Source organism: Salipiger thiooxidans, assembly GCF_900102075.1.
Taxonomy (GTDB): domain Bacteria; phylum Pseudomonadota; class Alphaproteobacteria; order Rhodobacterales; family Rhodobacteraceae; genus Salipiger; species Salipiger thiooxidans.
Genome location: NZ_FNAV01000011.1, coordinates 188370 through 213304, shown reverse-complemented (window position 1 = coordinate 213304; position 24935 = coordinate 188370). Strand labels below are relative to the sequence as shown.

Sequence of the window (24935 nt, the reverse complement as noted above, 5' to 3'; positions counted from 1 at the left end):
GCCGCCGCCCGGCGCGCCCCCCTTGCGGCCTGTCGGTTCGAGTGCTGTCATCTGGCTCGTTCCTCCGTGCCTTCTCCGGGGCGGCGCTTGCCGGTTTGGCGGACGGAGACTCCGTCTCCGCCCTCCCGGATCCGCCGGCCAAAGAAGGGACGCTCCGCAACGATTTCATGACGCTTTCTTATTTTGCCACCAACCCGGCCGCGAAACGTCGTGCATTGGCCTGATAGCCGAGCGCGGACTTTCTCAGCCCCTCGATCGCCGCCTCGTCGAGAGCGCGCACCACCTTGCCCGGCACGCCCATCACGAGGCTGCCGTCGGGAATCTCCTTGCCTTCGGTGATCAGCGCACCGGCCCCGATCAGGCAGTTGCGGCCGATCTTGGCGCCGTTGAGGATCGTGGCGCCCATGCCGATCAACGAGTTTTCCCCGATGGTGCAGCCGTGCAGCATGACCTTGTGGCCGATGGTGCAGCCCGGCCCGATGACCAGCGGATAGCCCATGTCGGTGTGGCACACGACGTTCTCCTGAACGTTGCTGCCGGCGCCGACGCGGATCTCTTCATTGTCGCCGCGCAGGGTGCTGCCAAACCAGACCGAGGCGGCCTCTTCCAGCACCACCTTGCCGATCAGGTTGGCATCGGGCGCCACCCAGGCGCTGTCGTCTATGGTCGGTTCGATTCCGTCCAGGGCATAAAGCGTCATTATTCCGTCTCCTCGAATTCGGCCTGCAATCCACGCACGTGGTCCAGAAGCCCAGGCTGCTGCGTGCGCCGCAGCCGCGCCGCAGTCACGATGCTCTTGAGCCGGGCCTCGGTCTCGTCGAGATCCTCGTTCACCAGCACGAAGTCGTATGACCCCCAGTGCGAGATCTCGTCCCAGCTCTTCTGCATGCGTCGGGTGATGACGTCGTCGCCGTCCTGTCCGCGCGCGATCAGCCGGCGCTTGAGTTCAGCGATGGAGGGCGGCAGCAGGAAGATCGACAGCGTGTGGAGCGCCAGCTCGGAATTCGTCATCTGCTGGGCGCCCTGCCAGTCGATGTCGAAGAGCACGTCCTTGCCGTCGATGATGGCGTCCCGCACCGGACCCTTGGGCGAGCCGTAGAAATTTCCGAAGACGTGGGCGTGCTCCAGCATCTCGCCGTTGTTCACCGCCTTCTTGAAGGCGGTCTCGGACATGAAGTGGTAGTCCTGCCCGTCGACCTCACCCGGGCGCGGCGCCCGGGTGGTGGCCGAGACCGAGAAGATGATCGAGGGATCCCACGCCCGCATCCGCTTGGCCAGCGTCGATTTGCCCGCACCCGAGGGCGAGGAAAGGATGATGAGAAGACCGCGTCGGTTCATCGGTTTACTCCACGTTCTGGACCTGCTCGCGCATCTGGTCGATCACCGTCTTGAGGGCCAGACCGATCTGCGTCAACGCCGAAGACCCCGATTTCGAGCAAAGCGTGTTGGCTTCCCGATTGAATTCCTGCATCAGGAAGTCGAGCTTGCGACCCACAGCGCCCTTGTCGCGCATGAGATCCCGCGCCGCCGCCACGTGGGCGGTCAGCCGGTCGAGCTCTTCCGTCACGTCCGATTTCACCGCGATCAGCGCCAGCTCCTGCGCCACCCGCGTGGCGTCGGCGCCGTCGGAGTTCTCGAGGACGCGTGCCAGAGCCGCGCGCAGCTTCTCGGATTGTTCCTCGCGCCGCGCCTCCACCGCTTCGGCGGCCCGGGTCACCAGTTCCTCGATCTGCGTGAGCTGGCCCTCGAGCACGCCGCTCAGCGCCTGGCCCTCGCGGCCGCGCATCTCGGTGAACTCGGCCAGCGCCGCCTCGAAGCTCTCCATCAGCCGTGCGCGCAGGGCGGTCACGTCGCGGCTGGCCTGCCCGGTGGCCATGACCCCCCGCAGCGCCACGATCTGCGCCGCCGTCGCCGGGGCAAGCACCAGCCCGCGGCGCCCCGCCTCGGCCTCGATCCGGCCCATGGCCTCGAGCACGCGGGCGAGCGCCGCCTCGTCGAGCTCTGCCGCCGCCTCGTCGTCGCCGCCGGAGATCCGCAGCGACACCTGCACGTTGCCCCGCGCCAGCCGCTTGCCCGCCGCCGCGCGCACCAGGGGCTCGAGCCCCTCGACCCAATCCGGCAGCCGCAGCCGAAGCTCGAGTCCCTTGCCGTTCACCCCGCGCAGATCCCAGGTCCAGCGGAGCCCCTCCGCCTCGTCGCTGCGCGACGCAAATCCGGTCATGGATTGCCGCATTTCCGCCTCCGTGTCTTAAGACCGGGCGTTTTTCTTCAAACAGCCCGATTTTCAAGGCCCTACAGTCTGGGCTCTGGCATGGCAAGCGTCGGGATATCCCGGGATCTGTTAACCTTTGAGCCACAATTGGGGCGAAATCCCGTCGCATTTGAGATAACTTCAGACTCAAGGCGATGATAAAGGCTAGCAAGTTGGAACGGGGGCTCCGACCGCGCAGCGCGACGCAAGACCAAGGAGTGCGCGAGATGTTCGGTAAGGGCGGTAACGGACGGGACGTGGTGTCGATGACCGATCGTGACAAACAGAAGCGGCTGGCACCGCTGCGGCTGCTCGAGAGCTACTGGCAGGGATTGGCCGGTCACAGCGGCGAGGTGCCGCTGCGCAGCCAGATCGACCCGCGCGGGATCGAGAGCGTTCTCGAATACGCCTTCCTCGCCGAGCGCATCGCCCCGACGCTGGCCAAGCTGCGGGTTTCCGGCACCCACCTGAACGAGCTCATGGGCATGGAGACCGGCGGCATGCCGCTCTCGGCGCTGTTCACCCCCGAGGCGCGCGAACAGCTCGGTGTCGCCGTGGGTCAGGTGTTCTCTGACGGGGCCATGGTGAAGATGGAGCTGCGCGCCGAGGAAGGCTTTGGCAAGGGCGCGCTCGAGGCGCATCTGCTGATGCTGCCGCTGCGCTCGGACATGGGCGACATGACGCGGATGATCGGCGTGCTGGTCAGCAACGGCAAGATCGGCCGCACCCCGCGCCGTTTCACCGTCGTCTCGGTCGACGCCCGCCCCGCGCTCAACATGATCCCCGTCGACCCGGTGGCCGAGTACATCGACACGCCCCCGAAGAAGCGCCCGAGCGAACTCGCCGAGCCCGCGGCAAGTTTCGATCACGGCAGCAAGAAGGACGGCAAGCCGCGCAGGCCGCCGCACCTGAGGCTGATCGTCTCGAACGACTGATCCGCATACATCATGAGATATAGGCAGGTCTCGCCCACCGGGCCGGGCCAACAGGAACCTGCGGCGTCCTTACAGGCCGTGGGCTCCTGATCGAGCACGCCCCGCACGGTGAAACCAGCGGGGCGTTTTTTCGTCCAGTGCTCCGCCGGTTGGACGGCGGAGCGGATCTGCTCAGAAGCTCACTCTGCCGCCATCGGCAGGCTCGTCTCTTCCTGCAGCACCGGGTGGAATTCCTCGCGGCTGCCGGCATAGGCGAGGGTCGCGCGCAGCATACCGGCCTTCGATCCGCAGTCGAAGCGCTGGCCGCTGAAGCGGAAGCCGCAGAGGCCCACGCGCTCGATGCCCTTGGCGATGGCGTCGGTCAGCTGGATCTCACCGCCCAGCCCCGGCTCCTGGTTGCGCAGGTCGTCGAAGATCGATGCGTCGAGCACGTAGCGGCCGACAACCGCGTGCAGCGACGGCGCCTTGTCGGCATCGGGCTTCTCGACCATGCCCGAGGCATTCACGCACTGGCCCTCGGGCTCGCCGATCGGGTCGAGCACGCCATAGGCGCTGACCTCGTCGCGGCCCACTTCCATGGTGGCGACCATGTGGCCCGCATCGCCGGCCTCGTAGGCCTCAATCATTTCCGAGATACAGCCCTTCTGCCCCATGATCAGGTCGTCGGGCAGGATGATGGCGACCGGCCCCGGCAGCACCTCATCGGCGGCGCAGAGCACCGCGTGGCCCAGACCAAGCGCTTCGGGCTGCATGACGAAATGCGCCTGTTCCTCGGCCGGGTTGATGGCGAAGCTGTCGAGCGTATCGGCGATGCCATGCTTGCCCTTCTCGCGCAGCTTGGCGCAGAGTTCTTCATCCTGGTGGACGTAGCGCTCGATGGCCGACTTGGAGGGGTGCGAGACGAAGACCATGCGCTCGATGCCGGCCTCGCGGGCCTCGTCGATGGCGAACTGCAGCAGCGGGCGATCCAGCACCGGCAGCAACTCCTTGGGGGTTGCCTTGGTTGCGGGAAGGAAGCGCGTTCCGAGCCCTGCCACCGGGAAGATCGCGGTGCGCACTTTCTGGCTGGTCTTGGTCACGTCGGTATCTCCTTGAACCTGTGGATGCCGCCGCACTGCGGCAATTGCGTAAGAGCTTATGCCCTTTCTGCCGAACGTCAAAACAACGCGAGCCTCCGGTTAAGGTTCCGGCGAGATTTCTCTTATTACAAGGCGGCTCTCAAAAGCCCCGGAATTCAATAACTTGCAAAGAGCGGCATTGCGCCGACCTGAAAAACCGTTGTTTTATGGTGAAATCGCCCATGCGGCGCCCGGCAATCGCTCATAGGCGGTAAAATGCCGCCCAAAAATCAGGCAATCCCTGTCCGGCCCTCGCTTGCGCAGAAAAATCGCCCCCAGATCTTGGGTTCCGGGAACCCAAAGCCTACCCTTGCGTTATCTGCGTAGCACAACAGGAGTGAGCCACATTGGCCTGCCATCCCGTGACGGGTGGCACAGGCACATCGTTATGGACGGACTGACATTTGACATCCCGCCATCGCGCGCGGCCGGCATGAGCCCGAGACGCGCTGAACCTTACACTCGCCTGGCCGTGATCGGCATGGGCAGCTGGGGCACCGCCCTCGCCGCCGTTGCCGCCTCCGCCGGATGCGAAGCGCGCCTCTGGGGCCGCCGCGAGACGCTCGCCGCCGCCATTGCCGAGACGCGGCAGAACCCCGACCACCTGCCGGGGATCGACCTTCCGGCAGGGCTCTACCCCACTTCGGATCTGGCAGAGGCGCTCGACGGCGCCGAGGCCGTCCTGATCGTTACCCCGTCGCACACGCTTCGCGACATGACCCGGGCGATGAAGCCGCACCTGCCCGACGGCGTGCCCATCGCGCTCTGCTGCAAGGGCATCGAGCGCGGCACCGGGTTCCTGCTGAGCCACGTGGTCGAAGAAGAGCTTCCCGGCCACCCGGTCGGCGCCCTCTCCGGCCCGACCTTCGCCCGCGAGACCGCGCTGGGCCATCCCACCGCCGCCACCGTGGCCTTCCCCTTCCGCCATCATGACCGCATCGTCCCCGAGCGCGCCCCCGCGGCGCGGCTTGCGCTGACCATGCAGACGCAGGCCTTCCGGCCCTACGTCTCGGACGACCTTGTCGGTGTCGAGGTCGGCGGCGCGGTGAAGAACGTCATCGCCATCGCCTGTGGCATGATGACCGGCGCGGGCTTCGCCGAGAATACCCGCGCGGCGCTGATCACCCGGGGCATGGACGAGATGAAGCACCTCGCCGAGGCGCTGGGCGGCAAGCGCGAGACCGTGACCGGTCTTGCCGGCGCGGGCGATCTCACGCTCACCTGCTCGTCCACCACGTCACGCAACATGTCGCTGGGCACGCAGCTCGGTCAGGGCATCGCGCGCGAGGCCTGCTTCGACGGCAAACCCACCGTGGTCGAGGGCGAAACCAACGCCATTTCGGTGGTCGACCTGGCGCGCCGCGTCGGGGTCGAGATGCCGATCTGTGAGGCGGTCCACGCCATCCTGCACGAGGGCGCGCCGCTCACCGAAACCTTCCAGGCGCTGTGGTCCCGTCCCATCGAGGGCGAGCCGCGCGCGCTCGACATCATCCTGCACCCCCACGAGGGAGACCCCGCATGAGCTTCGATCACCCCCACAACCGCGACATCGCCAGCTGCCGCTTCGTTCTGGCGACGGACCTCGACGGCACCTTCCTCGGCGGCTCCGAGGAGGACCGCGCCCGGCTCTACGACTGGATCGAGGCGAACCGCGACACCATCGGCCTGATCTTCGTCACCGGCCGCGACCCCAAGTTCATCGGCGAGCTTTGCGACGGCGGCGTGCCGTGGCCCGAGTACGTCGTGGGCGACGTCGGCACCACCATCGCCCGCGTTCAGGATGGCACCATCCATCCCATCGAGCCGCTCGAGGTCGAGATCGCCGAGACCTGGGGCAACGCCGGCGACAAGGTGCGCGACGCGCTGCACGGCCACCCCGGCCTGACGCTGCAGCCCACCGATTTCCGCTACCGCGTGAGCTACGATCTCGATGCCGAGGCCTTCGACCCCAGCGCCCATGACAAGGTGCGCGACATGGGCCACGACCCGCTGGTCTCGGACGACCGCTATTTCGACGTCCTGCCCCGCGGCATCTCGAAGGGCCCGTCGCTGCGCCGCCTCGTCACCCATCTGGGCATCGAGGAAGGCCGCGTGCTCGCCGCCGGCGACACGCTGAACGATCTCTCGATGCTGCAATGCGGGCTTCAGGCCGTCGCCGTGGGCGGCGCCGAGGAAGCGCTGCTCAACGAGGTCTCGGGCCTGCCTCATGTCCACACCGCCGAAGCCATCGGCGCTGCGGGCATTCTCGAGGCGGTCGAGGCCTTCAACCTCCACCCCCTTCCGAAAGGAGCGTGAGCCATGTCCAGCGATCTGGTTATCGTCTATCACCGCCAGCCCTATGAAGAGGTTGAGGTAAACGGCAAGACCGAGTTCCGTGAGAACAAGAGCCCGAACGGCATCGTGCCCACGCTGAAGAGCTTCTTCGGCAAGGTCGAAAACGCCGCATGGGTGGCCTGGAAAGAGGCAGAGGACACCTCGAACCCCGGTTTCGACCGCGTCGTCGAGATCGAGGACAGCTTCGGCAAGTACACGGTCTCGCGCCTGCCGCTGACCAAGGAGCAGGTGCGCAGCTTCTACCACATCACCTCGAAAGAAGCGTTCTGGCCGATCCTGCACGGGTTCAAGGAAAAGTATAACTACGACCCCGTGGACTGGCCGACCTTCAAGGAAGTGAACTGGGCTTTCGCCGAGGCCGCCGCCGCCGAGGCCGCGCATGGTGCGTCGGTCTGGGTGCACGACTACAACCTGTGGCTCGTCCCCGGCTACCTGCGCCAGCTCCGCCCCGATCTGCGCATCTCGTTCTATCACCACACGCCCTTCCCCAACGCCGACATGTTCAACGTGCTGCCGTGGCGGGGCGAGATCATCGACTCGCTGCTTTCGGCGGACGTGGTGGGCTTCCACATCCCGCGCTATGCCTCGAACTTCGTGGGCTGCGTGCGCTCGCTCCGCGATGTCGGCAACGTGCCGCGGGTCAAGGTGACCGAGGACCTGATCGCCGAGGGCTCGGCGCTGTCGGACCGCACGGTCCCGACAGAGATCCACACCGACGATCGCGTGGTGCAGCTGGGCGTGACGCCGGTGGGTGTCGACGTCGGCTACATCAGCCAGCTCGCCGAGACCGAGGAGACCAAGGCGCTGGCCAAGCGCTTCCGGGCCGAGGTCGGTGACAGCACCATGATCCTCTCGGTCGGGCGCACCGACTACACCAAGGGCGGCGCCGACCAGCTGCTGGCCTTCGAGCGCCTGCTCGAGCGGCGGCCCGAATTGCGCGGCACCGTCCGGCTGCTGCACGTCTCGGTGTCTGCCAACCGCAACATGACGGTCTACGAACCGATCCAGCGCGAGTTGGAAGAGATCGCCGGCCGCATCAACGGCCGCTTCGGCAGCTTCACCTTTCAGCCCATCGCGCTGATCTCGCGGGCGATCCCGTTCAACGAGCTTGTGGCCTGGTACCAGGTGGCGGACGTGGCATGGATCACCCCGCTCGCGGATGGCATGAACCTCGTCTGCAAGGAGTATGCCTCGGCCCGCAGCGACGGCGATGGCGTGCTGGTCCTGTCGGAATTCGCCGGCGCCGCGGTGGAACTGGGTGCGGCCGTGCTCACCAACCCGTTCTCGACCCGGGCCATGGATTTCGCCATCGACCTTGCGCTCGACATGCCCGAGAACGAGCGCCGCGCCCGGATGGAACTGCTGCGCGCAGCGGTCGCCAAGCGTGACACCCATCACTGGGCCAAGGATCAGCTGGCGATGCTGTCGCCGAAGAACTTTGGCGACGGTACGGGCGGGTCGGTCGAAGCGGCCTGACCCCCGCACCCTCGCGCAGACAAAAGAACGGGCCGCCAATCTGGCGGCCCGCCTGCGTTGCGACCCCTGACAGAAGGTCGTCCGCGTGGTCACTTCACTCTGCGGCTTCGCGCATCCGCATCGGCATCCGGTCGATCACCGCGAACAGCTCGTCCGGCGAGAGCACACTGTCCTGTTCGAGCTTCACGCCACCGTCCTTGCCGACCAGCACCAGCTTGAAGCCGCCGGGCTGGAACCCCTGCCGCAGCGGCGAGGGGGAGCGCGGGTCGAGATCGCTCAGGACCACGATGTCCCGCTCGACCAGCGCCTGCGAGGCTTGCTGCAGCAGAGTCATCTGGCGGCGATAGTCGGGATCCTCGCCCGAGCTCGCGAAGATCAGCACCGGACGCTTTTCCCAGCGCATCCCGGCAAGGTCGCGGGCCTCGGGAGAGAGCCGCTGGAAGAGCTCGGTGGCGGCAGCGGCCTGCGTGGCGATGGCACCCGCCATCACGGCCACGCCCATCTTCGTCATCATTCGAATGCGGCCCATGCGGGTGATCTCCTCCTTGACGCCGGCTTCGAACGTCTACGCGCGGGCGAGCCTCCGGGTTCCCGCCGAGACACACAATCGCCCTGCCCCACGGTCACGGCTGCGTCAGGACCGGCCCAAAGCGAAACGGCCGCCCCCGGAGGGACGGCCGCTGCAGTCTGTCGTGAAGGCCTGAGAGCGCTCAGCCGTGGGCGGCGACCTGCGGCTGGGCACCGCCGCGCAGCGCGGTCAGTTCCTCGGCCACGAGGAAGGCCAGCTCCAGCGACTGCGAGGCGTTGAGACGCGGGTCGCAGGCGGTGTGGTAGCGGTCGCTCAGGTTCTCTTCCGAGACCGCGAAGACGCCGCCGGTGCATTCGGTCACGTCCTGGCCGGTCATCTCGAAATGCACGCCGCCCGGGATGGTGCCCTGCTCGCGGTGCACGGCGAAGAACTCGCGCACTTCGCTCAGCACCGAGTCGAAGGGACGGGTCTTGTAGCCGCTCGCCGACTTGATGGTGTTGCCGTGCATCGGATCGCAGACCCAGAGCACGTTGGCGCCTTCCGAACGCACGGTCTCGATGAGACGCGGCAGGTGGTCGGCGGCCTTGCCCGCGCCGAAGCGGGTGATCAGCGTCAGCCGGCCCGGATCGTTCAGCGGGTTCAGCTTGGCCATCAGCACCTTGAGGTCCTCGGAGGTCATCGAGGGGCCGCACTTCAGACCGATCGGGTTCATCACGCCGCGGGCGAATTCCACGTGCGCGCCGTCGGGCTGACGGGTGCGGTCGCCGATCCAGATCATGTGGCCCGAGCCCGCGATCCACTTGCCCGAGGTCGAGTCGATACGGGTCAGCGCCTCTTCGTACTCGAGCAGCAGAGATTCATGGCTGGTGTAGAAGTGAACCTGGTGCAGCGACGCCGAGGTGTTGCTGTCGACACCCGCCGCCTTGATGAAGTCCAGCGTGTCCGAGATGCGGTTGGCCATGTCGCGGTAGCGCGCGGCCTTCTCGCCCTCGGTGAAGCCCAGCGTCCACTGGTGCACCTGATGCACGTCGGCATAGCCGCCGGTCGAGAACGCGCGGATCAGGTTCAGCGTGGCAGCCGCCTGCGTGTAGGCCTGCAGCATCTTCTGCGGGTTGGGCTTGCGCGCCTCGGGCGTGAAGGCCAGCTCGTTGATGATGTCGCCTCGGAAGCTCGGCAGCTCGATGCCGTCCACCGTCTCGGTGGGCGCAGAGCGCGGCTTGGCGAACTGGCCTGCCATGCGGCCGACCTTCACCACAGGCACCTTGGCGCCGTAGGTCAACACCATGGCCATCTGCAGCATCACCTTGAAGGTGTCCCGGATGGCGTTGGCCGAGAACTGGTCGAACGCCTCGGCGCAGTCGCCGCCCTGCAGGAGGAATGCTTCGCCGCGCGAAGCTTTGCCGAGCTCGGTCCGCAGCCGGCGCGCCTCACCTGCAAAAACCAGCGGGGGAAACTTCGAAAGCTGTGCCTCCACGGCCTCCAGCTCTGCCTGATCCTGATAATCGGGCATCTGGATCCGGGGCTTGTTTCTCCAGCTCGATTTGGTCCACTCGCTCATAGGCTTTCTCCCAGAAGTCTCCGTTAGCGAAAACGTCCTGCGCGTATAACGAACGAGCCCGTCCAAGGCCATAGCAAATTGGCTTCCCGGCTTGACCCTTCCCTGCAGTTCTGACCATTTGGAAGGATCATCCTGCAGGCACCTTAAGGGCGAAGCCCCCAAAGCCTTTGGAATGGTTCAGGAAACATCAATCGGGACGAGGTCGGATGCCGGTGCCGCGCAATGTCGTTGATGGGGAGCCGCCCGCCAGACCCCGCCGCTTCGTCTTTGTGCTGCTGCCCGAGTTCACCCTGCTGAGCTTTTCGGCCGCCATCGAGGCGCTGCGCATCGCCAACCGTATGGCGGGGCGCAGGCTCTATGACTGGGTGATCACCGGCGAGGGCGGCGGCACGGTGCAATGCTCGGCGGGGCCGGCCTTTGCGCTCGACTGCGACCTGCCGGATCTGGCGCGCGATGACGTGGTGCTGGTCTGCGGCGGGCTCGACGTGGCCGGGGCCACCACCCGCAAGCTTCTGAACTGGTTGCGGCGCGAGGCGCGGCGCGGGCTCACCATGGGCGGGCTCTGCACCGCGAGCTGGGCGCTGGCCGAGGCCGGACTGCTCGACGGGCGCCGCGCCACCATTCATTGGGAGAACCAGGACAGCTTCGAAGAGGAATTCCCCGAAGTCCAGCTGACGAAGTCGGTCTTCGTGCTCGACGGCAACCGGCTCTCGACCGCGGGCGGCACCGCCTCCATCGACCTGATGCTCAAGCTGATCGCCGACCACCACGGCGAGGAGCTCGCCAACGCGGTGGCCGACCAGCTGGTCTATTCCTCGATCCGCACCGATCAGGACACGCAGCGGCTGTCCACGCCCACCCGCATCGGCGTGCGCCACCCGAAGCTGTCGCAGGTCATCAAGAAGATGGAGACCAGCATCGAGGAGCCGATCTCGCCCGCGCTGCTGGCCCGGGACGTCGGCATGTCGACGCGCCAGCTCGAGCGGCTGTTCCGGCGCTATCTCAACCGCAGCCCCAAGCGCTACTACATGGAGCTGCGGCTGCAGAAGGCTCGCAACCTGCTGATGCAGACCGACATGAGCGTGATCAACGTGGCGCTCGCCTGCGGCTTCACCAGCCCCTCGCACTTCTCCAAATGCTATCGGGCGCATTACCAGACCACACCCTATCGCGAACGCGGATCGCAGGGCGAAAAGGGCGCCTGAGCGCGCGTCGGGTCAGCCGCGGCTCAGCGCGGCGGGCTCGCGCGGAAAAGCGTTCCCCGGGTCTCGGAGAGAAACCAGATCGCGCCGTCCGGCCCCTGCGCCACGTCGCGGATCCGCTGGGTGGCGTCTGACGAGAGCTTCTCGGCCTCCCTGAGGGGATCGCCGGAAAGCCTTGAGATGTAATCGAATTTCAACGATCCCACGAGGGCATCTCCATCCCAGCGACCGCCCGACAGGAAGGTCATGCCCGAGGGCGCGATCGAGGGGTCCCAGTAGAACACCGGCTGTTCCATCCCGGGCTTCGACGTGCCCTCGCCGATCTTCGCGCCCGAGTAGTGGCGACCGTAGGAGATCACCGGCCAGCCGTAGTTGGCGCCCTTCTCGATCCGGTTCACCTCGTCGCCGCCTTTCGCGCCGTGCTCGGCCACCCAGAGCCGCCCGCGCCGGTCGAGCGCCGCGCCCTGCGCGTTTCGGTGGCCATAGGACCAGATCTCGGGCCGCGCACCGGAGGTACCGACGAAGGGGTTGTCGCCGGGCACCTTCCCCGTGCGGGTGATGCGCACCACGGTGCCGTTGTGCCGCGCAAGGTCCTGCGCCGCGTCCGCATCGCCGCGCTCGCCGATGGTGACGAAGAGCGTGCCGTCCGGAGCCTCCACGAGGCGCGAGCCGAAGTGCCGCCCGCCGCCCGAGCCGCGGCTCATCTCGAAGATGGTCTCCGCCGCCTCGAGCCGGCTGCCGTCCTCGGACAGCCGGGCGCGCAGCACTGCAGTGCCGGCACCGCCGCGCATCGGCTTGGCGTAGCTGAAGAAGAGCTCGCGGCTGCTGGCGAAATCGCGTGGGACGAGGATGTCAAGCAGGCCGCCCTGCCCGCCGTCATAGACCTCGGGCACTCCGCCGACGCGCTTCGCGGCCCCGTCCCTGACCGCGACCAGGCGGCCGTCGCGCTCGGTCACGAGGATGGTGCCGTCGGGCAGGAAACCGAACGCCCACGGGCTGTCGAGCCCCTGCACCACAGGCGTCACCGACAACGTACCGATCTCCGAGGAGATGTCCTCGGCAGCGGCAAGGCTCAGCGGGCAAAGCGCGAGGATCCCGGAAAAGACGAGTTTTTTCATTGCGGCACCTCCTTTGGCCGATATGGGGCCGTACCACCGGGGAGCAACCCGTATTCCGCAGCGGCAGGCGGTTTGTCGCCCCTTCCATTTCAGCAAAGGCGCGCTTAGGCTTTCCTCCGGACAAAGCGTTCCAAGATGGGAGAACATGACAATGAAAAAGTGGCTTCTGGCTTCTGCTGCCACCACGCTGCTTGCTGCTGGCGCCGTGCACGCCGAGGACGCCAAGATCGGCGTCATCCTCGGCTTCACCGGCCCGATTGAATCGCTCACCCCGTCGATGGGGGCCAGCGCCGAGCTCGCGCTGAAGGAGGTCAATGACAGCGGTGCGTTCCTCGAGGGTGTCACGCTGACCCCGCTGCGCGCCGACAGCACCTGCGTCGACTCCGCTGCAGCAAGTGCCGCCGCAGAGCGCCTCATCACCACCGACGGTATCGTCGCGATCATGGGCGCCGACTGCTCGGGCGTGACCGGTGCGATCCTGTCGAACGTCGCCGTGCCGAACGGCGTGCCGATGATCTCGCCCTCCGCGACCTCGCCGGCCCTGTCCTCGGCCGAGGACAACGGCCTGTTCTTCCGCACCTCGCCGTCCGATGCGCGCCAGGGCGAAGTGCTCGCCAACATCCTGGGCGAGCGCGGCATTTCCTCGGTCGCGGTGACCTACACCAACAACGACTACGGCAAGGGCTTCGCCGACAGCTTCGCGGCGGCCTTCGAGGCAGCCGGTGGCGAGATCACCCTCTCGGCGCCCCACGAGGACGGCAAGGGCGACTACTCGGCCGAGATCGGCGCGCTGGCCTCGGCCGGCGGTGACGTGCTCGTGGTGCTGGGCTACTCGGACCAGGGCGGCAAGGGCATGATCCAGGCCGCGCTCGACACCGGCGCCTTCGACACCTTCGCCATGGGCGACGGCATGTACTCGGACGCGCTGCTGGCCGATCTCGGCACCGACATCGACGGCAGCTTCGGCTCGGTTCCGTGGGCGGAAGGCGAAGGCGCCGAGGCGTTCAGCGCGCTCGCGACCGAAGCCGGCGTGACCGCCGAGAGCTCCTACACCCGCGAGAGCTACGACGCCGCGGCCCTCATCGCGCTGGCGATGATGAAGGGCGGCGAAGTGTCTTCGGCAGCGGTGGCGGCAAACGTGCTCGACGTGGCCAACGCCCCGGGCGAGCCGATCCTGCCGGGCGAGCTGGGCAAGGCGCTCAAGATCATCGCCGACGGCGGCGACGTCGACTACGTCGGCGCGACCAACGTGGAGCTGGTGGGCCCGGGCGAAGCCGCAGGCACCTACCGCTACTACGAGATCAAGGACGGCGCCTTCGAGACCGTCTCCTTCCAGTAAGGCGGTCGCACCACGACACCAAGCAGCCCGGGACCCTCTCCCGGGCTGTTTCAAATAGAAGACAGGCGCCGCAAAAGGCGCGAACGGGGATGACATCTTGATACGGGTGGAGAACCTTCACCGCCATTTCGGCGGTTTCCGGGCCGTTGACGGCGCCTCGCTCGAGATCGCGAAGGGCTCGATCACCGGGCTGGTCGGTCCGAACGGCGCGGGCAAGTCGACGCTCTTCAACGTGATTGCGGGCGCGCTGCCCCCGACCTCGGGGACGGTGACCATGGACGGCGAGGACATCACCGGCCTGCCGCCGCACGCGCTGTTTCACAAGGGGCTGCTGCGCACCTTCCAGATCGCCCACGAGTTCTCGTCGATGAGCTGCCGCGAGAACCTGATGATGGTGCCGGGCGGCCAGACCGGCGAGAGCCTGTGGTCGGCGTGGTTCGGCCGCGGCCGCATCGCGCAGGAAGAGGCCTCACTGCTGAAGAAAGCCGACGAGGTGCTTGAGTTCCTGACGATTTCTCACCTCAGGGACGAGAAGGCCGGCAATCTCTCGGGCGGGCAGAAGAAGCTGCTCGAGCTCGGGCGCACAATGATGGTGGACGCCAAGATCGTGTTCCTCGACGAGGTCGGCGCCGGGGTGAACCGCACCCTGCTCAACACCATCGCCGACACCATCGTGCGGCTCAACCGGGAGCGCGGCTACACCTTCTGCGTGATCGAGCACGACATGGATTTCATCGGCCGCATCTGCGACCCGGTCATCGTCATGGCCGAGGGCAAGAAGCTGGCCGAGGGCACGCTCGACCAGATCAAGGCCAATGACGCGGTGATCGAGGCCTATCTCGGCACCGGGCTCAAGAACGCCGCGAAGACCGGGGAGACCACCGCATGACCGGCACCATTGCAGGGGGCGCTGCCCCCGTCGCCATGCGGCGACTCCCCCGGAGTTTGCCGGGCAAGATGAAGACACGGGGGCGGTCATGAGCGGCGGCGACTACGGCGACCGGGGCAACCGGGATCTGTCCATCGCGAAACCCGGGGGCATGGGCGAGGCGCGCCCCGTCCGCGAGGGCGGCCACGAGCACGCGGCGCCGGGCGGGCCCTTCCTGATCGGCGAGGCGATGACCGGCGGCTACGGCCGCGGCGCGGACATCCTGCACAGCTGCACCATCGCGGTGGAGCGCGGCGAGATCGCGGTCATCGTGGGGCCCAACGGCGCCGGCAAGTCGACCGCAATGAAGGCGGTCTTCGGCATGCTGAACCTGCGCGAGGGCTCGGTGCGGCTCGATGGCGAGGACATCACAGAGCTGAGCCCGCAGGCGCGGGTGCGCAAGGGCATGGGCTTCGTGCCGCAGACCCACAACATCTTCACCTCGATGACGGTGGAGGAGAACCTCGAGATGGGCGCCTTCATCCGCGACGACGATTTCCGGGGGACGATGGCACAGGTCTACGACCTGTTCCCGATCCTGAAGGAAAAGCGCCGTCAGGCGGCCGGCGAGCTTTCGGGCGGTCAGCGCCAGCAGGTGGCCGTGGGCCGGGCGCTGATGACGCAGCCCAAGGTGCTGATGCTGGACGAGCCGACCGCGGGCGTGAGCCCCATCGTGATGGACGAGCTCTTCGACCGGATCATCGAGGTCGCGCGCACCGGGCTGCCGGTGCTGATGGTGGAACAGAACGCGCGTCAGGCGCTGGAGATCGCCGACAAGGCCTATGTGCTGGTGCAGGGGCGCAATGCCCACACCGGCACGGGCAAGGAGCTGCTGGCCGACGACGAAGTCCGGCGCAGCTTCCTCGGCGGATGAGCGGGTGGAGACCTGAGGTGAGTATTTTCGGAAAGACGGAACCGGCGGGATGCGTCCCGCCGCGCGGTCCGGAACAGAACGGGGGGCGGATCCGATGGACGCTCTGAACGCACTGGTGGCGCTTGCGAATTTCGTGCTCATCCCGGCCATGGCCTATGGCAGCCAGCTCGCGCTGGGGGCGCTCGGGGTGACGCTGATCTACGGCATCCTGCGCTTCTCGAACTTCGCCCATGGCGACACCATGGCCATCGGCACGATGATCACCATCCTGGTGACCTGGGGGCTGCAGGCGCTGGGCGTGAGCCTGTCGCCGCTGCCGACCGCGCTGCTGGCCATTCCCTTCGGCATCGCGGGCACCGCGCTTCTGGTGCTGGGCACCGACCGGCTGATCTATCGCTTCTACCGCGAGCAGAAGGCCAAACCGGTGATCCTCGTGATCGTGTCGATGGGTGTCATGTTCATCTACAACGGCCTCACCCGCTTCGTCATCGGGCCCAACGACCAGGATTTCGACGACGGCACGCGGTTCCTGATCTCGGCCCGTGACTTCAAGGCGATGACCGGCCTCGACGAGGGGCTGGCGCTGAAATCCACGCAGGCGATCACCGTGGTGACCGCCGTCATCGTCGTCGCGCTGCTGTTCTGGTTCCTCAACCGCACCCGCACCGGCAAGTCGATGCGGGCCTATTCCGACAACGAGGACCTCGCGCTGCTCTCGGGCATCAACCCCGAGCGGGTGGTGACGGTGACCTGGATCATCGTCTCGGCGCTGGCGGTGGTGGCGGGCACGCTCTACGGGCTCGACAAGAGCTTCAAGCCCTTCACCTACTTCCAGCTGCTGCTGCCGATCTTCGCCAGCGCCATCGTCGGCGGGCTCGGCTCGCCGCTGGGCGCCATCGCGGGCGGCTTCATCATCGCCTTCTCCGAGGTCGGCATCACCTACGCGTGGAAGAAGGTGGCAACCTACCTGCTGCCCGAGGCGCTCGAGCCCTCGGGGCTCGTGCAGCTCATGTCCACCGACTACAAGTTCGCCGTCAGCTTCGTGATCCTGATCATCGTTCTGCTGTTCCGGCCCACGGGTCTCTTCAAGGGGAAATCGGTATGAGGACGCTCGGTCTCTTCGCGCTCGTCGCGGCGCTCATCATCGCGACCGGGGTCCTGCAGAGCTGGAACTCGGCGCTGATCATCCTGAACATGGGGCTGGTGAGCGCGATCATGGCGCTCGGGGTCAACCTGCAATGGGGGCTCGCAGGGCTCTTCAACGTCGGCGTCATGGGCTTCGTGGCGCTGGGCGGGCTCGCGGTGGTGCTGACCTCGGTCGCGCCGGTGCCCGAGGCCTGGGCCGCGGGCGGCTGGCGCGTCCTCGCGGCCCTCGCGCTGGGACTCGTGGCCATCGTGCTGAGCGTCGTCGCGTGGAAGCGCCTGCCGCGCGGGCGTCGCGGCCTTGCCGTGGCGCTGATCGCGGTGGGCGGCTTCTTCCTCTACCGCGCCGTGCTCGATCCGGGCGTCGATGCGGTGGAGGCGGTCAACCCCGCTGCCACCGGCTTCCTCGGCGGCCTCGGGCTGCCGGTGCTGCTGGCCTGGCCGGTGGGCGGGCTGCTTGCGGCGGGCGTCGCCTGGGTGATCGGCAAGACCGCGCTGGGGCTGCGGTCGGACTACCTCGCCATCGCGACGCTGGGCATCGCCGAGATCATCATCGCGGTGATGAAGAACGAGGACTGGCTGGCGCGCGGCGTGAAGAACGTCATCGGCCTGCCCCGTCCCGTACCCTACGAGGTCGACCTGCAGGCCAGCTCCTCCTTCGTCGAGACCGCCGGCTCGCTGGGGCTCGACGCCACCACCGCCTCGACGCTCTACGTCAAGCTCGGCTACTCGGTGCTTTTCACCGTCGTGCTGGTGGTGCTTCTGGTGCTGGCGCAGCTGGCGCTGAACTCGCCGTGGGGGCGCATGATGCGCGCCATCCGCGACAACGAGGAGGCGGCGGAGGCCATGGGCAAGGACGTCACCGCGCGGCACCTGCAAATCTTCATCTTGGGCTCGGCGCTCTGCGGCATCGCGGGCGCGATGATGACCACGCTCGACGGGCAGCTCACGCCCTCGAGCTACCAGCCGCTGCGCTACACCTTCCTGGTCTGGGTGATGGTCATCGTCGGCGGCTCGGGCAACAACTTGGGCGCGGTGCTCGGCGGGTTCCTGATCTGGTTCCTCTGGGTGCAGGTCGAACCCATCGGCCAGTGGGTCATGGGGATCGTCACCTCGGGCATGGCGGACGGCTCGGCGATCAAGGCGCACCTGCTGGACTCGGTTCAGCACATGCGGCTGCTCACCATGGGCGTGATCCTGCTGCTGGTCCTGCGCTTCGCGCCACGGGGGCTGCTGCCCGAACGCTAAGCAGATGTTAGCATCTGCACCGGCATCCTCTGTGCAACGTTCCAAAGCGTTGCGCAGAGCTTTGCCGACCGGCGCGGGGCTTCGGAACGGAAGGACGAGTGTCACGTTTCGGAGGTATGAGACAGATGCAATGGACCCGTGTCGCCCAGAACTGGAACAGCGCCCGCCAGCGGCTTCAGGCGCATTTCACCGAGCTGGCCCCCGAAACCCTGGACCAGCCGCCCGCGCGGATGGAGACGCTGGTGGCCCAGGTGGCCGCGTGTCATGACCTCACGGTGTTCGAGGCGCGTGACGCGCTCGAGGCTCTGCTCTTCACCGACAGTCTGCCCTGCGAGATCCGCCGCCGCGTCGGCTGAGGGGCGTTTGACCGCCCGTGACACAAGCCCCTGCAGTCCGGTCCTTGCCGGATGCCTCGTGGCGATCAACCCTCGTGACGATCAGATGAAATTTCAGCAGCGGACGGGCCGCGCGGGAACCGCGCAGCCTGCCTCGGGGTTATGCGCACAGGAGGACCCCGTGATGCTGAATTTTCTCAAGAAGCGCAATGCCTTGTCCCCGAAGATCGTGGCGCCTGCGACCGTGGGCATCCGACCGTCCGGCCAGATGCCTGCAGTCGAGCCCTCGACGCCCGAGGAACTGACCTACTGGCATGCCGAGGACGAGCTCGCGCGGCTTGCGGCCCTCGCCCGCGACGGTCAGTGCTGAACGCTTGCTTCGCCGGTCGTAACCTAGCCGAGTGAGGTGACCCAGAGGATCGTCGCGTCCTCGGGGCTGGTCGAGACCACGTTGTGCCCCATGGTCGCGTCGTAATAGGCGCTGTCGCCGCGGCGCATCTCGATGGGCTCGTAGAACTCGGTGTAGAGCCGGATGATACCGGTCAGCACGTAGAGGAATTCCTCGCCGTCGTGGCGCACCCATCCGTCGAACTCGCCCATATCGCGAGCCCGGACGCGGGCGCGGTACGGCAGCATCTTCTTCTTGGTGAGCGTCTCGGCCAGCAGTTCGTGCTCGTAGGTCACCGTGGCCTGATGCAGCCCCTCGCCGTCGCGCGTATGCACCATGCGGCCCGAGACCTGGTCTTTCTTCGGCGGCGTGAACAGCTGCGGCACGCCGATCCCCAGCCCGACCGCAAGCTTCTTGAGCGCGTCGTAGGTGGGCGACATCTGGCCGTTCTCGATCTTGGATAGCGTCGAGCGGGCAAGCCCCGCCTGCTTCGCCGCCTGCTCGAGCGTCCAATCCCGCTCCTTGCGCAGTTCGCGGACGCGCGCGCCAAGGTCAAGCGGCTCGGCCATGGCGTCTTCGCCAGTCTCGCGGGCAAGGCGAATAAGGGTCTTTGGGTCGCGCATCATGGTCATGCTATAGGGCCCGCGCAGCACGCTTGCAACAATGGCGACAGGGCCCTAATCCCTGAGCATGACCTCGCTTTTCGACGAAGGCGCCTTCGCGCCCTGCCCCTCGCCCTTCAACCTCGCCGCGCATGTGCTCGCCGCGGGACAGGCGACGCCCGACAAGATCGCGCTGGCCATCGTCAAGCCGACGGGCGCCGAGCGCTGGTCCTACGCGCGGCTCACGGCGGCGGTGCTAAGCACCGCGACGGGGTTGCTCGAGGCCGGGCTGGTGCCTGGCGACGTGCTGCTTATGCGGCTCGGGAACACCGTCGATTTCCCCATCGCCTACCTCGGGGCCATCGCCGCGGGCATCGTGCCGGTGCCCACCTCGTCGCAGCTTACCGCCCGCGAGGTCGCACCGATGATCACGCATCTGCGCCCGGCGGCGATCCTGCGCGGTGACGGCATCGCCTGCCCCGAGACCGATGTTCCGATCTTCGGTCGCGAGGTCTTCGAGGGCTGGCACGGCCTGCCGCCCGCATCCTGGCACATGGGCGACCCGGAGCGACTGGCCTACATCATCTACACCTCCGGCACCTCGGGCGTGCCGCGCGCCGTAGGCCACGCGCATCGGGCGATCTGGGCGCGGCAGATGATGATGCAGGGCTGGTACGGGCTCGGCGCCTCGGACCGGCTGCTGCATGCGGGCGCGTTCAACTGGACCTACACGCTGGGCACCGGGCTCATGGATCCATGGACCATGGGCGCCACCGCGCTGATCCCCGCGGCGGGCACCGATCCGGCCCAGCTCGCGCTTCTTCTCAAGCGCAATGATGTGACGATTTTCGCAGCAGCTCCGGGCGTTTACAGGCAGTTTCTGAAGTATCCCGTGCCGCCGTTCCCAAAGCTCCGGCACGGGCTCGCTGCGGGCGAAAAGCTGGCCGAGCCGATCCGCATCGCATGGCACGAGGCCACGGGGACCGCCATCTACGAGGCCTTCGGCATGTCCGAATGCTCGACCTTCATCTCGTCCTCGCCCACGCATCCCGGCACCTCCGGCGCATTGGGGCGTCCGCAGGCCGGGCGCCGGGTCTCGATCCTCGGCGAGGCCGGAGCGCCGGTCCCCTTCGGAGAGCCCGGCACCATCGCGGTGCACCGCTCGGACCCCGGGCTGATGCTGGGCTATGTCGGCGCTCCCGAGGAGACCGCCGAGCGCTTTGCCGGTGACTGGTTCCTGACCGGCGATCAGGGTGCCATGGCCGAGGATGGCGAGATCCGCTACCTCGGCCGCGGCGACGACATGATGAACGCGGGCGGCTACCGGGTCTCGCCCATCGAGGTCGAGAGTGCGCTCGCCGATCTGCCGGGCATCACCGAGGTCGGCGTCACCGATGTGGCGGTCAAGGAAGGCGTCAACGTCATCGCGGCCTTCTACGTCGCCGCCGAGCCGCTCGACGAGACCCTGCTTCAGGCCCGCGCGGCCGAACGTCTCGCCCGCTACAAGCAGCCGCGCGCCTATGTCCGCGTCGATGCCCTGCCCCGCAATGCCAACGGAAAACTTGTCCGCAAAGCATTGAAAGACCGCGCGATTAGCTGATCCACCCTGCCTTTCGGGATAGCCCGAAAGGCGCGCTGGCAAAAAGAAGGGCCCCGCGACGGGGCCCTTTTTCAGTCTGGCTGGCAAGGCTCGGCTTTCGTACCGCCCGAGGTATTCCGCCTGCGACCTTGTCCGCACGGAACCGGCGCACCCGTCCCGGAAGGCACGGCAGCGCGCGTCGCCGCACCCTGCCCGTTTCCTCAGCTGCAGCCGCTTGTGGAGCCGCAGGTGTTGCACTTCATGCAGGTGCCGTTGCGCACCAGCGTGTAGTTGCCGCATTCGCCGCACGGGTCGCCCTCGTAGCCCTGCATCCGGGCCTTGACGCGGGCATCCATCGCCACCGCCGAGGTCGTGGTCGACAGCGTCGCCACCGTGCTCGACGCGGCTTCGGCCACGTTGCCCACCGACATCACCGGACCGGTGCCGGTCTGGCCGCCCTGCAGCACCACCAGCTCCTGCGGGAGACGCTTGCGGAGGTAGCCGGTCGACGAGATCTGCTTGAGCATCTCGAGCGAGCGCGCGGCGGTGGTCTCGGAAAGCTCCGAGACGTTCGACACGCCCTCTTCCTCACCGCGCCCGAGGTCGTCGAAGCTTGCGCCGGACGGCTTCACATGGGCGAGATCGGTGCGGTCGAGGTAGGACACGGCCAGTTCGCGGAAGATGTAGTCGAGGATCGACGTCGCGTTCTTGATGCTGTCGTTGCCCTGCACCATGCCAGCGGGCTCGAACTTGGTGAAGGTGAAGGCATCGACGAATTCTTCAAGCGGAACACCGTATTGCAGGCCGACGCTCACAGCGATGGCGAAGTTGTTCATCATCGCACGGAAGCCGGCGCCTTCCTTGTGCATATCGATGAAGATCTCGCCGAGCGCCCCGTCCTGGTACTCGCCGGTGCGCAGGTAGACCTTGTGCCCGCCGACGACCGCCTTCTGAGTGTAGCCCTTGCGGCGCTCGGGCATCTTGGTGCGGCCGGCACGGACCACTTCCTTGATGACCACCTTCTCAACGATCTTCTCGGCGATGACCTGGGCCTTCTCCTGCGGAGTACCGGATTCCAGCACCTCGAGCGCGTCGTCGTCATCCTCGACCAGCGCAGCGGCCAGCGGCTGCGACAGTTTCGAACCGTCGCGATAGAGCGCGTTGGCCTTTACCCCCAGAGACCACGACAGCTCGTAGGCCTTCTGGCAATCCTCGACCGTGGCCGAGTTCGGCATGTTGATGGTCTTGGAAATCGCACCGGAAATAAAGCTTTGCGCGGCGGCCATCATGTGGATGTGGCTGTTGACGGAGAGGTACCGCTTGCCCTTCTTTCCACAGGGGTTTGCACAGTCGAAGACCGCGAGGTGCTCGTCCTTGAGGAAGGGCGCGCCTTCGAGCGTCATGGTCCCGCAGACGTGGTCGTTGGCGGCGTCGATCTCGGCCTTGGAGAAGCCGAGGTGCCTCAGCAGGTCGAAGGTCGGATCGCTCAGCTTGTCGGCGGGGATGCCGAGGGTCTCGCGGCAGAACTCCTCGCCCAGGGTCCACTGGTTGAACACGAAGCGGATGTCGAAGGCGGTGGCAAGCGACCGCTCCACCTTGTCGATCTGCGACGGGCCGAATCCGTGGCCGATCAGCGCGGTGTGGTTGATGCCGGGCGCGTTGCCGAGCGTGCCGTGCCCGACCGCGTGGCCCACGATCTCTTCGACCTGGCTCGACGAGTAGCCGAGCTTGGCCAGCGCCGAGGGCACCGAGCGGTTGATGATCTTGAAATAGCCGCCGCCGGCGAGCTTCTTGAACTTCACCAGCGCAAAGTCGGGCTCGATGCCGGTGGTGTCGCAGTCCATCACGAGGCCGATGGTGCCGGTGGGGGCGATCACCGAGACCTGCGCGTTGCGGTAACCGTGCTGCTCGCCCAGACGCAGTGCCTCGTCCCATGCAGACTTTGCCAGAGCCACCAGCGCCTTGTCGGGGCAGTTGCCGTGATCCAGCGCGACCGGCTTCACCTGGAGGCCCTCGTAGCCGTCGGTGCGGCCGTAGGCGGCGGTGCGGTGGTTGCGGATGACGCGCAGCATGTGCTCGGCGTTGCGCTCGTAGCCCGGGAAGGCGCCGAGCTCGCCGGCGATCTCGGCCGAAGTGGCGTAGCTCACACCGGTCATGATCGCGGTCAGCGCGCCGCAGAGCGCCCGGCCCTCGTCGCTGTCGTAGCTGTAGCCCATGTTCATCAGCAGGCCGCCGATGTTGGCGTAGCCGAGGCCGAGGGTGCGGAAGTCATAGGACAGCTGGGCGATTTCCTTGGACGGGAACTGCGCCATCAGCACCGAGATTTCCAGCGTCAGAGTCCACAGACGCGTGGCGTGCATGTAGGTCTCGGCGTCGAAGCTGCCGTCCTTGAGGAAGGTGAGCAGGTTCATGGACGCGAGGTTGCAGGCCGTGTCGTCGAGGAACATGTACTCCGAGCACGGGTTCGAGCCACGGATCTCGCCGTCCGCCGGGCAGGTGTGCCAGGCGTTTACGGTGTCGTGGAACTGAATGCCCGGGTCGGCGCAGGCCCATGCGGCGTGGCCGATCTGCTCCCACAGCTCGCGGGCGTCGACGGTCTTGGCGACCGAGCCGTCGGTGCGGCGCACGAGTTCCCACGGCGCGCCGGTGCGGACCGCTTCGAGGAAGGCGTCGGTGACGCGGATCGAGTTGTTCGAATTCTGGCCCGAGACGGTGGCGTAGGCCTCGCTGTCCCAGTCGGTGTCGTAGGTCGGGAACTCGATCGAGGCGTAGCCCTGCCGTGCGTAGTCGAGCACGCGTTTGATGTAGGTCTCGGGGATGGCGAGCTTCTTGGCCTCGCGAATGGCCTTTTTCAGCGCGGTGTTGGCGCTGGCCTCGTAGGCGTCGCTCTCGAGCCCGTCCCACGCGCGGATGGCGTCGAAGATGGCGTTGAGCATCTGCTCGTGCATCTTGGAGCCGGCCACGATGCTCGCAACCTTCTGCTCTTCCTTGACCTTCCAGTTGATGAATTCCTCGATGTCCGGGTGGTCGGCATCGACGATCACCATCTTGGCGGCCCGGCGCGTGGTGCCGCCCGACTTGATGGCGCCGGCTGCGCGGTCACCGATCTTGAGGAAGCCCATCAGGCCCGAGGACTTGCCGCCGCCCGACAGGCGCTCGCCTTCGGCGCGCAGCGACGAGAAGTTGGTGCCGGTGCCCGAGCCGTACTTGAAAAGCCGCGCCTCGCGGACCCAGAGGTCCATGATGCCGCCGTCGCTTACCAGGTCGTCGGCGACGGACTGGATGAAGCAGGCGTGGGGCTGCGGGTGTTCGTAAGCGGACTTGGAGCGGGTCAGCTTGCCGGTCTTGTGGTCGACGTAATAATGGCCCTGGCCCGGGCCGTCGATGCCGTAGGCCCAGTGCAGGCCGGTGTTGAACCACTGCGGCGAGTTCGGCGCGGCGGTCTGGCTGGCGAGCATGTGGCGCATCTCGTCGTAGTAGGCGCGCGCATCCTCTTCGGTGGTGAAGTAGCCGCCCTTCCAGCCCCAGTAGGCCCATGCGCCGGCGAGCCGGTCGAAGACCTGCTTGGCCGAGGTCTCACCGCCGCGCGGGGTGTCGGAATTGGCCGGCACCGAGCGCCAGAGGAACTCGGGTACGTCCTTCTCGGACACCTTCTTCAGCGCGTCCGGGACACCGGCCTTGCGAAAGTATTTCTGTGCGATGACGTCCGAGGCAACCTGGCTCCACCTGGCCGGAACCTCGAGTTTCTCGAGCTTGAACACCGTGCTGCCGTCGGGATTGCGAATCTCGGAGCTGGTGGTGACGAATTCGATACCCGCGTAAGCGTCCTGCCCGGCCTTGGTGTATTTTCTCTCGATCTTCATCTCTGCCTCTGCTCCAGCCTGTCCCAAATCACCACCGGCGGACGGATAGACAGGTTCTGCAGAGGCCGGCCGAGCCTGCCTCCGGGCGCCATCAAGATGGTCTGATCCACGATGG

At 66.9% G+C, this 24935-nt stretch carries 22 protein-coding genes; 13 read left to right on the top strand and 9 right to left on the bottom strand.

The window, feature by feature from the left end; translation table 11 throughout:
• Positions 1-178: 178 nt before the first annotated feature.
• From BLQ77_RS17760 to BLQ77_RS17750, 3 genes are read right to left on the bottom strand one after another with little or no spacing between them, the layout of a single operon-like run.
• On the bottom strand, positions 179-700 hold the full coding sequence (locus BLQ77_RS17760) for a gamma carbonic anhydrase family protein (RefSeq protein WP_008886091.1): 522 nt from the start codon (positions 698-700) through the stop codon (positions 179-181).
• Positions 700-1338, bottom strand: coding sequence for a guanylate kinase (gene gmk, locus BLQ77_RS17755; RefSeq protein WP_008886142.1), 639 nt, complete (start codon positions 1336-1338; stop codon positions 700-702). The genes BLQ77_RS17760 and gmk overlap by 1 nt, the downstream gene beginning before the upstream one ends.
• Before the next feature lie 4 nt (positions 1339-1342).
• Positions 1343-2221, bottom strand: coding sequence for a YicC/YloC family endoribonuclease (locus tag BLQ77_RS17750; protein ID WP_311135903.1), 879 nt, complete (start codon positions 2219-2221; stop codon positions 1343-1345).
• A gap of 257 nt (positions 2222-2478) precedes the next feature.
• Between BLQ77_RS17750 and BLQ77_RS17745 the strand changes: the two genes are divergently transcribed.
• Complete coding sequence (locus tag BLQ77_RS17745) at positions 2479-3186, top strand: PAS domain-containing protein (protein ID WP_089961626.1); 708 nt, start codon at positions 2479-2481, stop codon at positions 3184-3186.
• Positions 3187-3365: 179 nt separating this feature from the next.
• Here the strand turns inward: BLQ77_RS17745 and BLQ77_RS17740 are convergent, their stop codons facing one another.
• Positions 3366-4265 (bottom strand): UTP--glucose-1-phosphate uridylyltransferase, encoded by a 900-nt coding sequence (locus tag BLQ77_RS17740; protein WP_089961623.1) that lies wholly within the window; start codon positions 4263-4265, stop codon positions 3366-3368.
• Between the two features lie 472 nt (positions 4266-4737).
• Here BLQ77_RS17740 and BLQ77_RS17735 point away from each other — a divergent pair, with 472 nt between their 5' ends.
• From BLQ77_RS17735 to ggpS, 3 genes are read left to right on the top strand one after another with little or no spacing between them, the layout of a single operon-like run.
• Complete coding sequence (locus tag BLQ77_RS17735) at positions 4738-5826, top strand: NAD(P)H-dependent glycerol-3-phosphate dehydrogenase (protein WP_089961663.1); 1089 nt, start codon at positions 4738-4740, stop codon at positions 5824-5826.
• Positions 5823-6599 (top strand): HAD-IIB family hydrolase, encoded by a 777-nt coding sequence (locus tag BLQ77_RS17730; RefSeq protein WP_089961621.1) that lies wholly within the window; start codon positions 5823-5825, stop codon positions 6597-6599. Before BLQ77_RS17735 ends, BLQ77_RS17730 begins: the two co-directional genes overlap by 4 nt.
• 3 nt (positions 6600-6602) lie before the next feature.
• Positions 6603-8114 (top strand): glucosylglycerol-phosphate synthase, encoded by a 1512-nt coding sequence (gene ggpS, locus BLQ77_RS17725; protein WP_008885062.1) that lies wholly within the window; start codon positions 6603-6605, stop codon positions 8112-8114.
• Between the two features lie 94 nt (positions 8115-8208).
• Here ggpS and BLQ77_RS17720 read toward each other — a convergent pair whose 3' ends face one another.
• Both BLQ77_RS17720 and BLQ77_RS17715 read right to left on the bottom strand, forming a co-directional pair.
• On the bottom strand, positions 8209-8643 hold the full coding sequence (locus BLQ77_RS17720; RefSeq protein ID WP_089961618.1) for a DUF4174 domain-containing protein: 435 nt from the start codon (positions 8641-8643) through the stop codon (positions 8209-8211).
• Between the two features lie 181 nt (positions 8644-8824).
• Positions 8825-10201, bottom strand: a complete 1377-nt coding sequence (locus BLQ77_RS17715) for a class II 3-deoxy-7-phosphoheptulonate synthase (protein ID WP_008884200.1) — start codon at positions 10199-10201, stop codon at positions 8825-8827.
• Positions 10202-10407: 206 nt separating this feature from the next.
• Here BLQ77_RS17715 and BLQ77_RS17710 point away from each other — a divergent pair, with 206 nt between their 5' ends.
• Positions 10408-11406 (top strand): GlxA family transcriptional regulator, encoded by a 999-nt coding sequence (locus BLQ77_RS17710; RefSeq protein ID WP_008886066.1) that lies wholly within the window; start codon positions 10408-10410, stop codon positions 11404-11406.
• Positions 11407-11429: 23 nt separating this feature from the next.
• On the opposite strand, the gene BLQ77_RS17705 is transcribed toward BLQ77_RS17710, so the two are convergent.
• A complete protein-coding gene (locus tag BLQ77_RS17705) occupies positions 11430-12521 on the bottom strand; it encodes a PQQ-dependent sugar dehydrogenase (protein WP_089961615.1) in 1092 nt (363 codons plus the stop codon).
• Positions 12522-12672: 151 nt separating this feature from the next.
• Here BLQ77_RS17705 and BLQ77_RS17700 point away from each other — a divergent pair, with 151 nt between their 5' ends.
• The 7 genes from BLQ77_RS17700 to BLQ77_RS17670 all read left to right on the top strand — a co-directional run bounded on the left by BLQ77_RS17700 (position 12673) and on the right by BLQ77_RS17670 (position 18758).
• On the top strand, positions 12673-13860 hold the full coding sequence (locus BLQ77_RS17700; RefSeq protein ID WP_008884027.1) for an ABC transporter substrate-binding protein: 1188 nt from the start codon (positions 12673-12675) through the stop codon (positions 13858-13860).
• Positions 13861-13957: 97 nt separating this feature from the next.
• Positions 13958-14749, top strand: coding sequence for an ABC transporter ATP-binding protein (locus BLQ77_RS17695; protein ID WP_089961612.1), 792 nt, complete (start codon positions 13958-13960; stop codon positions 14747-14749).
• Between the two features lie 88 nt (positions 14750-14837).
• Positions 14838-15662 carry an ABC transporter ATP-binding protein gene (locus BLQ77_RS17690; protein WP_089961609.1) on the top strand — a complete coding sequence of 275 codons (825 nt, stop codon included), beginning with the start codon at positions 14838-14840 and terminating at the stop codon, positions 15660-15662.
• Positions 15663-15756: 94 nt separating this feature from the next.
• On the top strand, positions 15757-16767 hold the full coding sequence (locus tag BLQ77_RS17685; RefSeq protein WP_008883932.1) for a branched-chain amino acid ABC transporter permease: 1011 nt from the start codon (positions 15757-15759) through the stop codon (positions 16765-16767).
• A complete protein-coding gene (locus tag BLQ77_RS17680) occupies positions 16764-18053 on the top strand; it encodes a branched-chain amino acid ABC transporter permease (protein WP_089961605.1) in 1290 nt (429 codons plus the stop codon). Before BLQ77_RS17685 ends, BLQ77_RS17680 begins: the two co-directional genes overlap by 4 nt.
• Before the next feature lie 125 nt (positions 18054-18178).
• Positions 18179-18409 (top strand): hypothetical protein, encoded by a 231-nt coding sequence (locus BLQ77_RS17675; protein ID WP_008885574.1) that lies wholly within the window; start codon positions 18179-18181, stop codon positions 18407-18409.
• 163 nt (positions 18410-18572) lie between these two features.
• On the top strand, positions 18573-18758 hold the full coding sequence (locus BLQ77_RS17670; RefSeq protein WP_089961602.1) for a PNPOx family protein: 186 nt from the start codon (positions 18573-18575) through the stop codon (positions 18756-18758).
• Positions 18759-18781: 23 nt separating this feature from the next.
• Here BLQ77_RS17670 and BLQ77_RS17665 read toward each other — a convergent pair whose 3' ends face one another.
• The gene (locus tag BLQ77_RS17665; protein WP_040384015.1) at positions 18782-19402 is read right to left on the bottom strand and encodes a helix-turn-helix domain-containing protein; all 621 of its coding nucleotides are present in this window, start codon (positions 19400-19402) and stop codon (positions 18782-18784) included.
• Positions 19403-19466: 64 nt separating this feature from the next.
• Between BLQ77_RS17665 and BLQ77_RS17660 the strand changes: the two genes are divergently transcribed.
• Positions 19467-20978 carry a class I adenylate-forming enzyme family protein gene (locus BLQ77_RS17660; protein ID WP_089961599.1) on the top strand — a complete coding sequence of 504 codons (1512 nt, stop codon included), beginning with the start codon at positions 19467-19469 and terminating at the stop codon, positions 20976-20978.
• Between the two features lie 200 nt (positions 20979-21178).
• Here the strand turns inward: BLQ77_RS17660 and BLQ77_RS17655 are convergent, their stop codons facing one another.
• Complete coding sequence (locus BLQ77_RS17655; RefSeq protein WP_089961597.1) at positions 21179-24820, bottom strand: vitamin B12-dependent ribonucleotide reductase; 3642 nt, start codon at positions 24818-24820, stop codon at positions 21179-21181.
• Positions 24821-24935 lie beyond the last annotated feature (115 nt).

What these genes read in the sequence shown, in the direction of transcription:
- BLQ77_RS17760 (WP_008886091.1), bottom strand. Translation starts at nt 700, where the DNA reads ATGACGCTTTATGCCCTGGACGGAATCGAACCGACCATAGACGACAGC.
- gmk (WP_008886142.1), bottom strand. Translation starts at nt 1,338, where the DNA reads ATGAACCGACGCGGTCTTCTCATCATCCTTTCCTCGCCCTCGGGTGCG.
- BLQ77_RS17750 (WP_311135903.1), bottom strand. Translation starts at nt 2,221, where the DNA reads ATGACCGGATTTGCGTCGCGCAGCGACGAGGCGGAGGGGCTCCGCTGG.
- BLQ77_RS17745 (WP_089961626.1), top strand. Translation starts at nt 2,479, where the DNA reads ATGTTCGGTAAGGGCGGTAACGGACGGGACGTGGTGTCGATGACCGAT.
- BLQ77_RS17735 (WP_089961663.1), top strand. Translation starts at nt 4,738, where the DNA reads ATGAGCCCGAGACGCGCTGAACCTTACACTCGCCTGGCCGTGATCGGC.
- BLQ77_RS17730 (WP_089961621.1), top strand. Translation starts at nt 5,823, where the DNA reads ATGAGCTTCGATCACCCCCACAACCGCGACATCGCCAGCTGCCGCTTC.
- ggpS (WP_008885062.1), top strand. Translation starts at nt 6,603, where the DNA reads ATGTCCAGCGATCTGGTTATCGTCTATCACCGCCAGCCCTATGAAGAG.
- BLQ77_RS17720 (WP_089961618.1), bottom strand. Translation starts at nt 8,643, where the DNA reads ATGGGCCGCATTCGAATGATGACGAAGATGGGCGTGGCCGTGATGGCG.
- BLQ77_RS17715 (WP_008884200.1), bottom strand. Translation starts at nt 10,201, where the DNA reads ATGAGCGAGTGGACCAAATCGAGCTGGAGAAACAAGCCCCGGATCCAG.
- BLQ77_RS17710 (WP_008886066.1), top strand. Translation starts at nt 10,408, where the DNA reads ATGCCGGTGCCGCGCAATGTCGTTGATGGGGAGCCGCCCGCCAGACCC.
- BLQ77_RS17705 (WP_089961615.1), bottom strand. Translation starts at nt 12,521, where the DNA reads ATGAAAAAACTCGTCTTTTCCGGGATCCTCGCGCTTTGCCCGCTGAGC.
- BLQ77_RS17700 (WP_008884027.1), top strand. Translation starts at nt 12,673, where the DNA reads ATGAAAAAGTGGCTTCTGGCTTCTGCTGCCACCACGCTGCTTGCTGCT.
- BLQ77_RS17690 (WP_089961609.1), top strand. Translation starts at nt 14,838, where the DNA reads ATGAGCGGCGGCGACTACGGCGACCGGGGCAACCGGGATCTGTCCATC.
- BLQ77_RS17685 (WP_008883932.1), top strand. Translation starts at nt 15,757, where the DNA reads ATGGACGCTCTGAACGCACTGGTGGCGCTTGCGAATTTCGTGCTCATC.
- BLQ77_RS17680 (WP_089961605.1), top strand. Translation starts at nt 16,764, where the DNA reads ATGAGGACGCTCGGTCTCTTCGCGCTCGTCGCGGCGCTCATCATCGCG.
- BLQ77_RS17675 (WP_008885574.1), top strand. Translation starts at nt 18,179, where the DNA reads ATGCAATGGACCCGTGTCGCCCAGAACTGGAACAGCGCCCGCCAGCGG.
- BLQ77_RS17670 (WP_089961602.1), top strand. Translation starts at nt 18,573, where the DNA reads ATGCTGAATTTTCTCAAGAAGCGCAATGCCTTGTCCCCGAAGATCGTG.
- BLQ77_RS17665 (WP_040384015.1), bottom strand. Translation starts at nt 19,402, where the DNA reads ATGATGCGCGACCCAAAGACCCTTATTCGCCTTGCCCGCGAGACTGGC.
- BLQ77_RS17660 (WP_089961599.1), top strand. Translation starts at nt 19,467, where the DNA reads ATGACCTCGCTTTTCGACGAAGGCGCCTTCGCGCCCTGCCCCTCGCCC.
- BLQ77_RS17655 (WP_089961597.1), bottom strand. Translation starts at nt 24,820, where the DNA reads ATGAAGATCGAGAGAAAATACACCAAGGCCGGGCAGGACGCTTACGCG.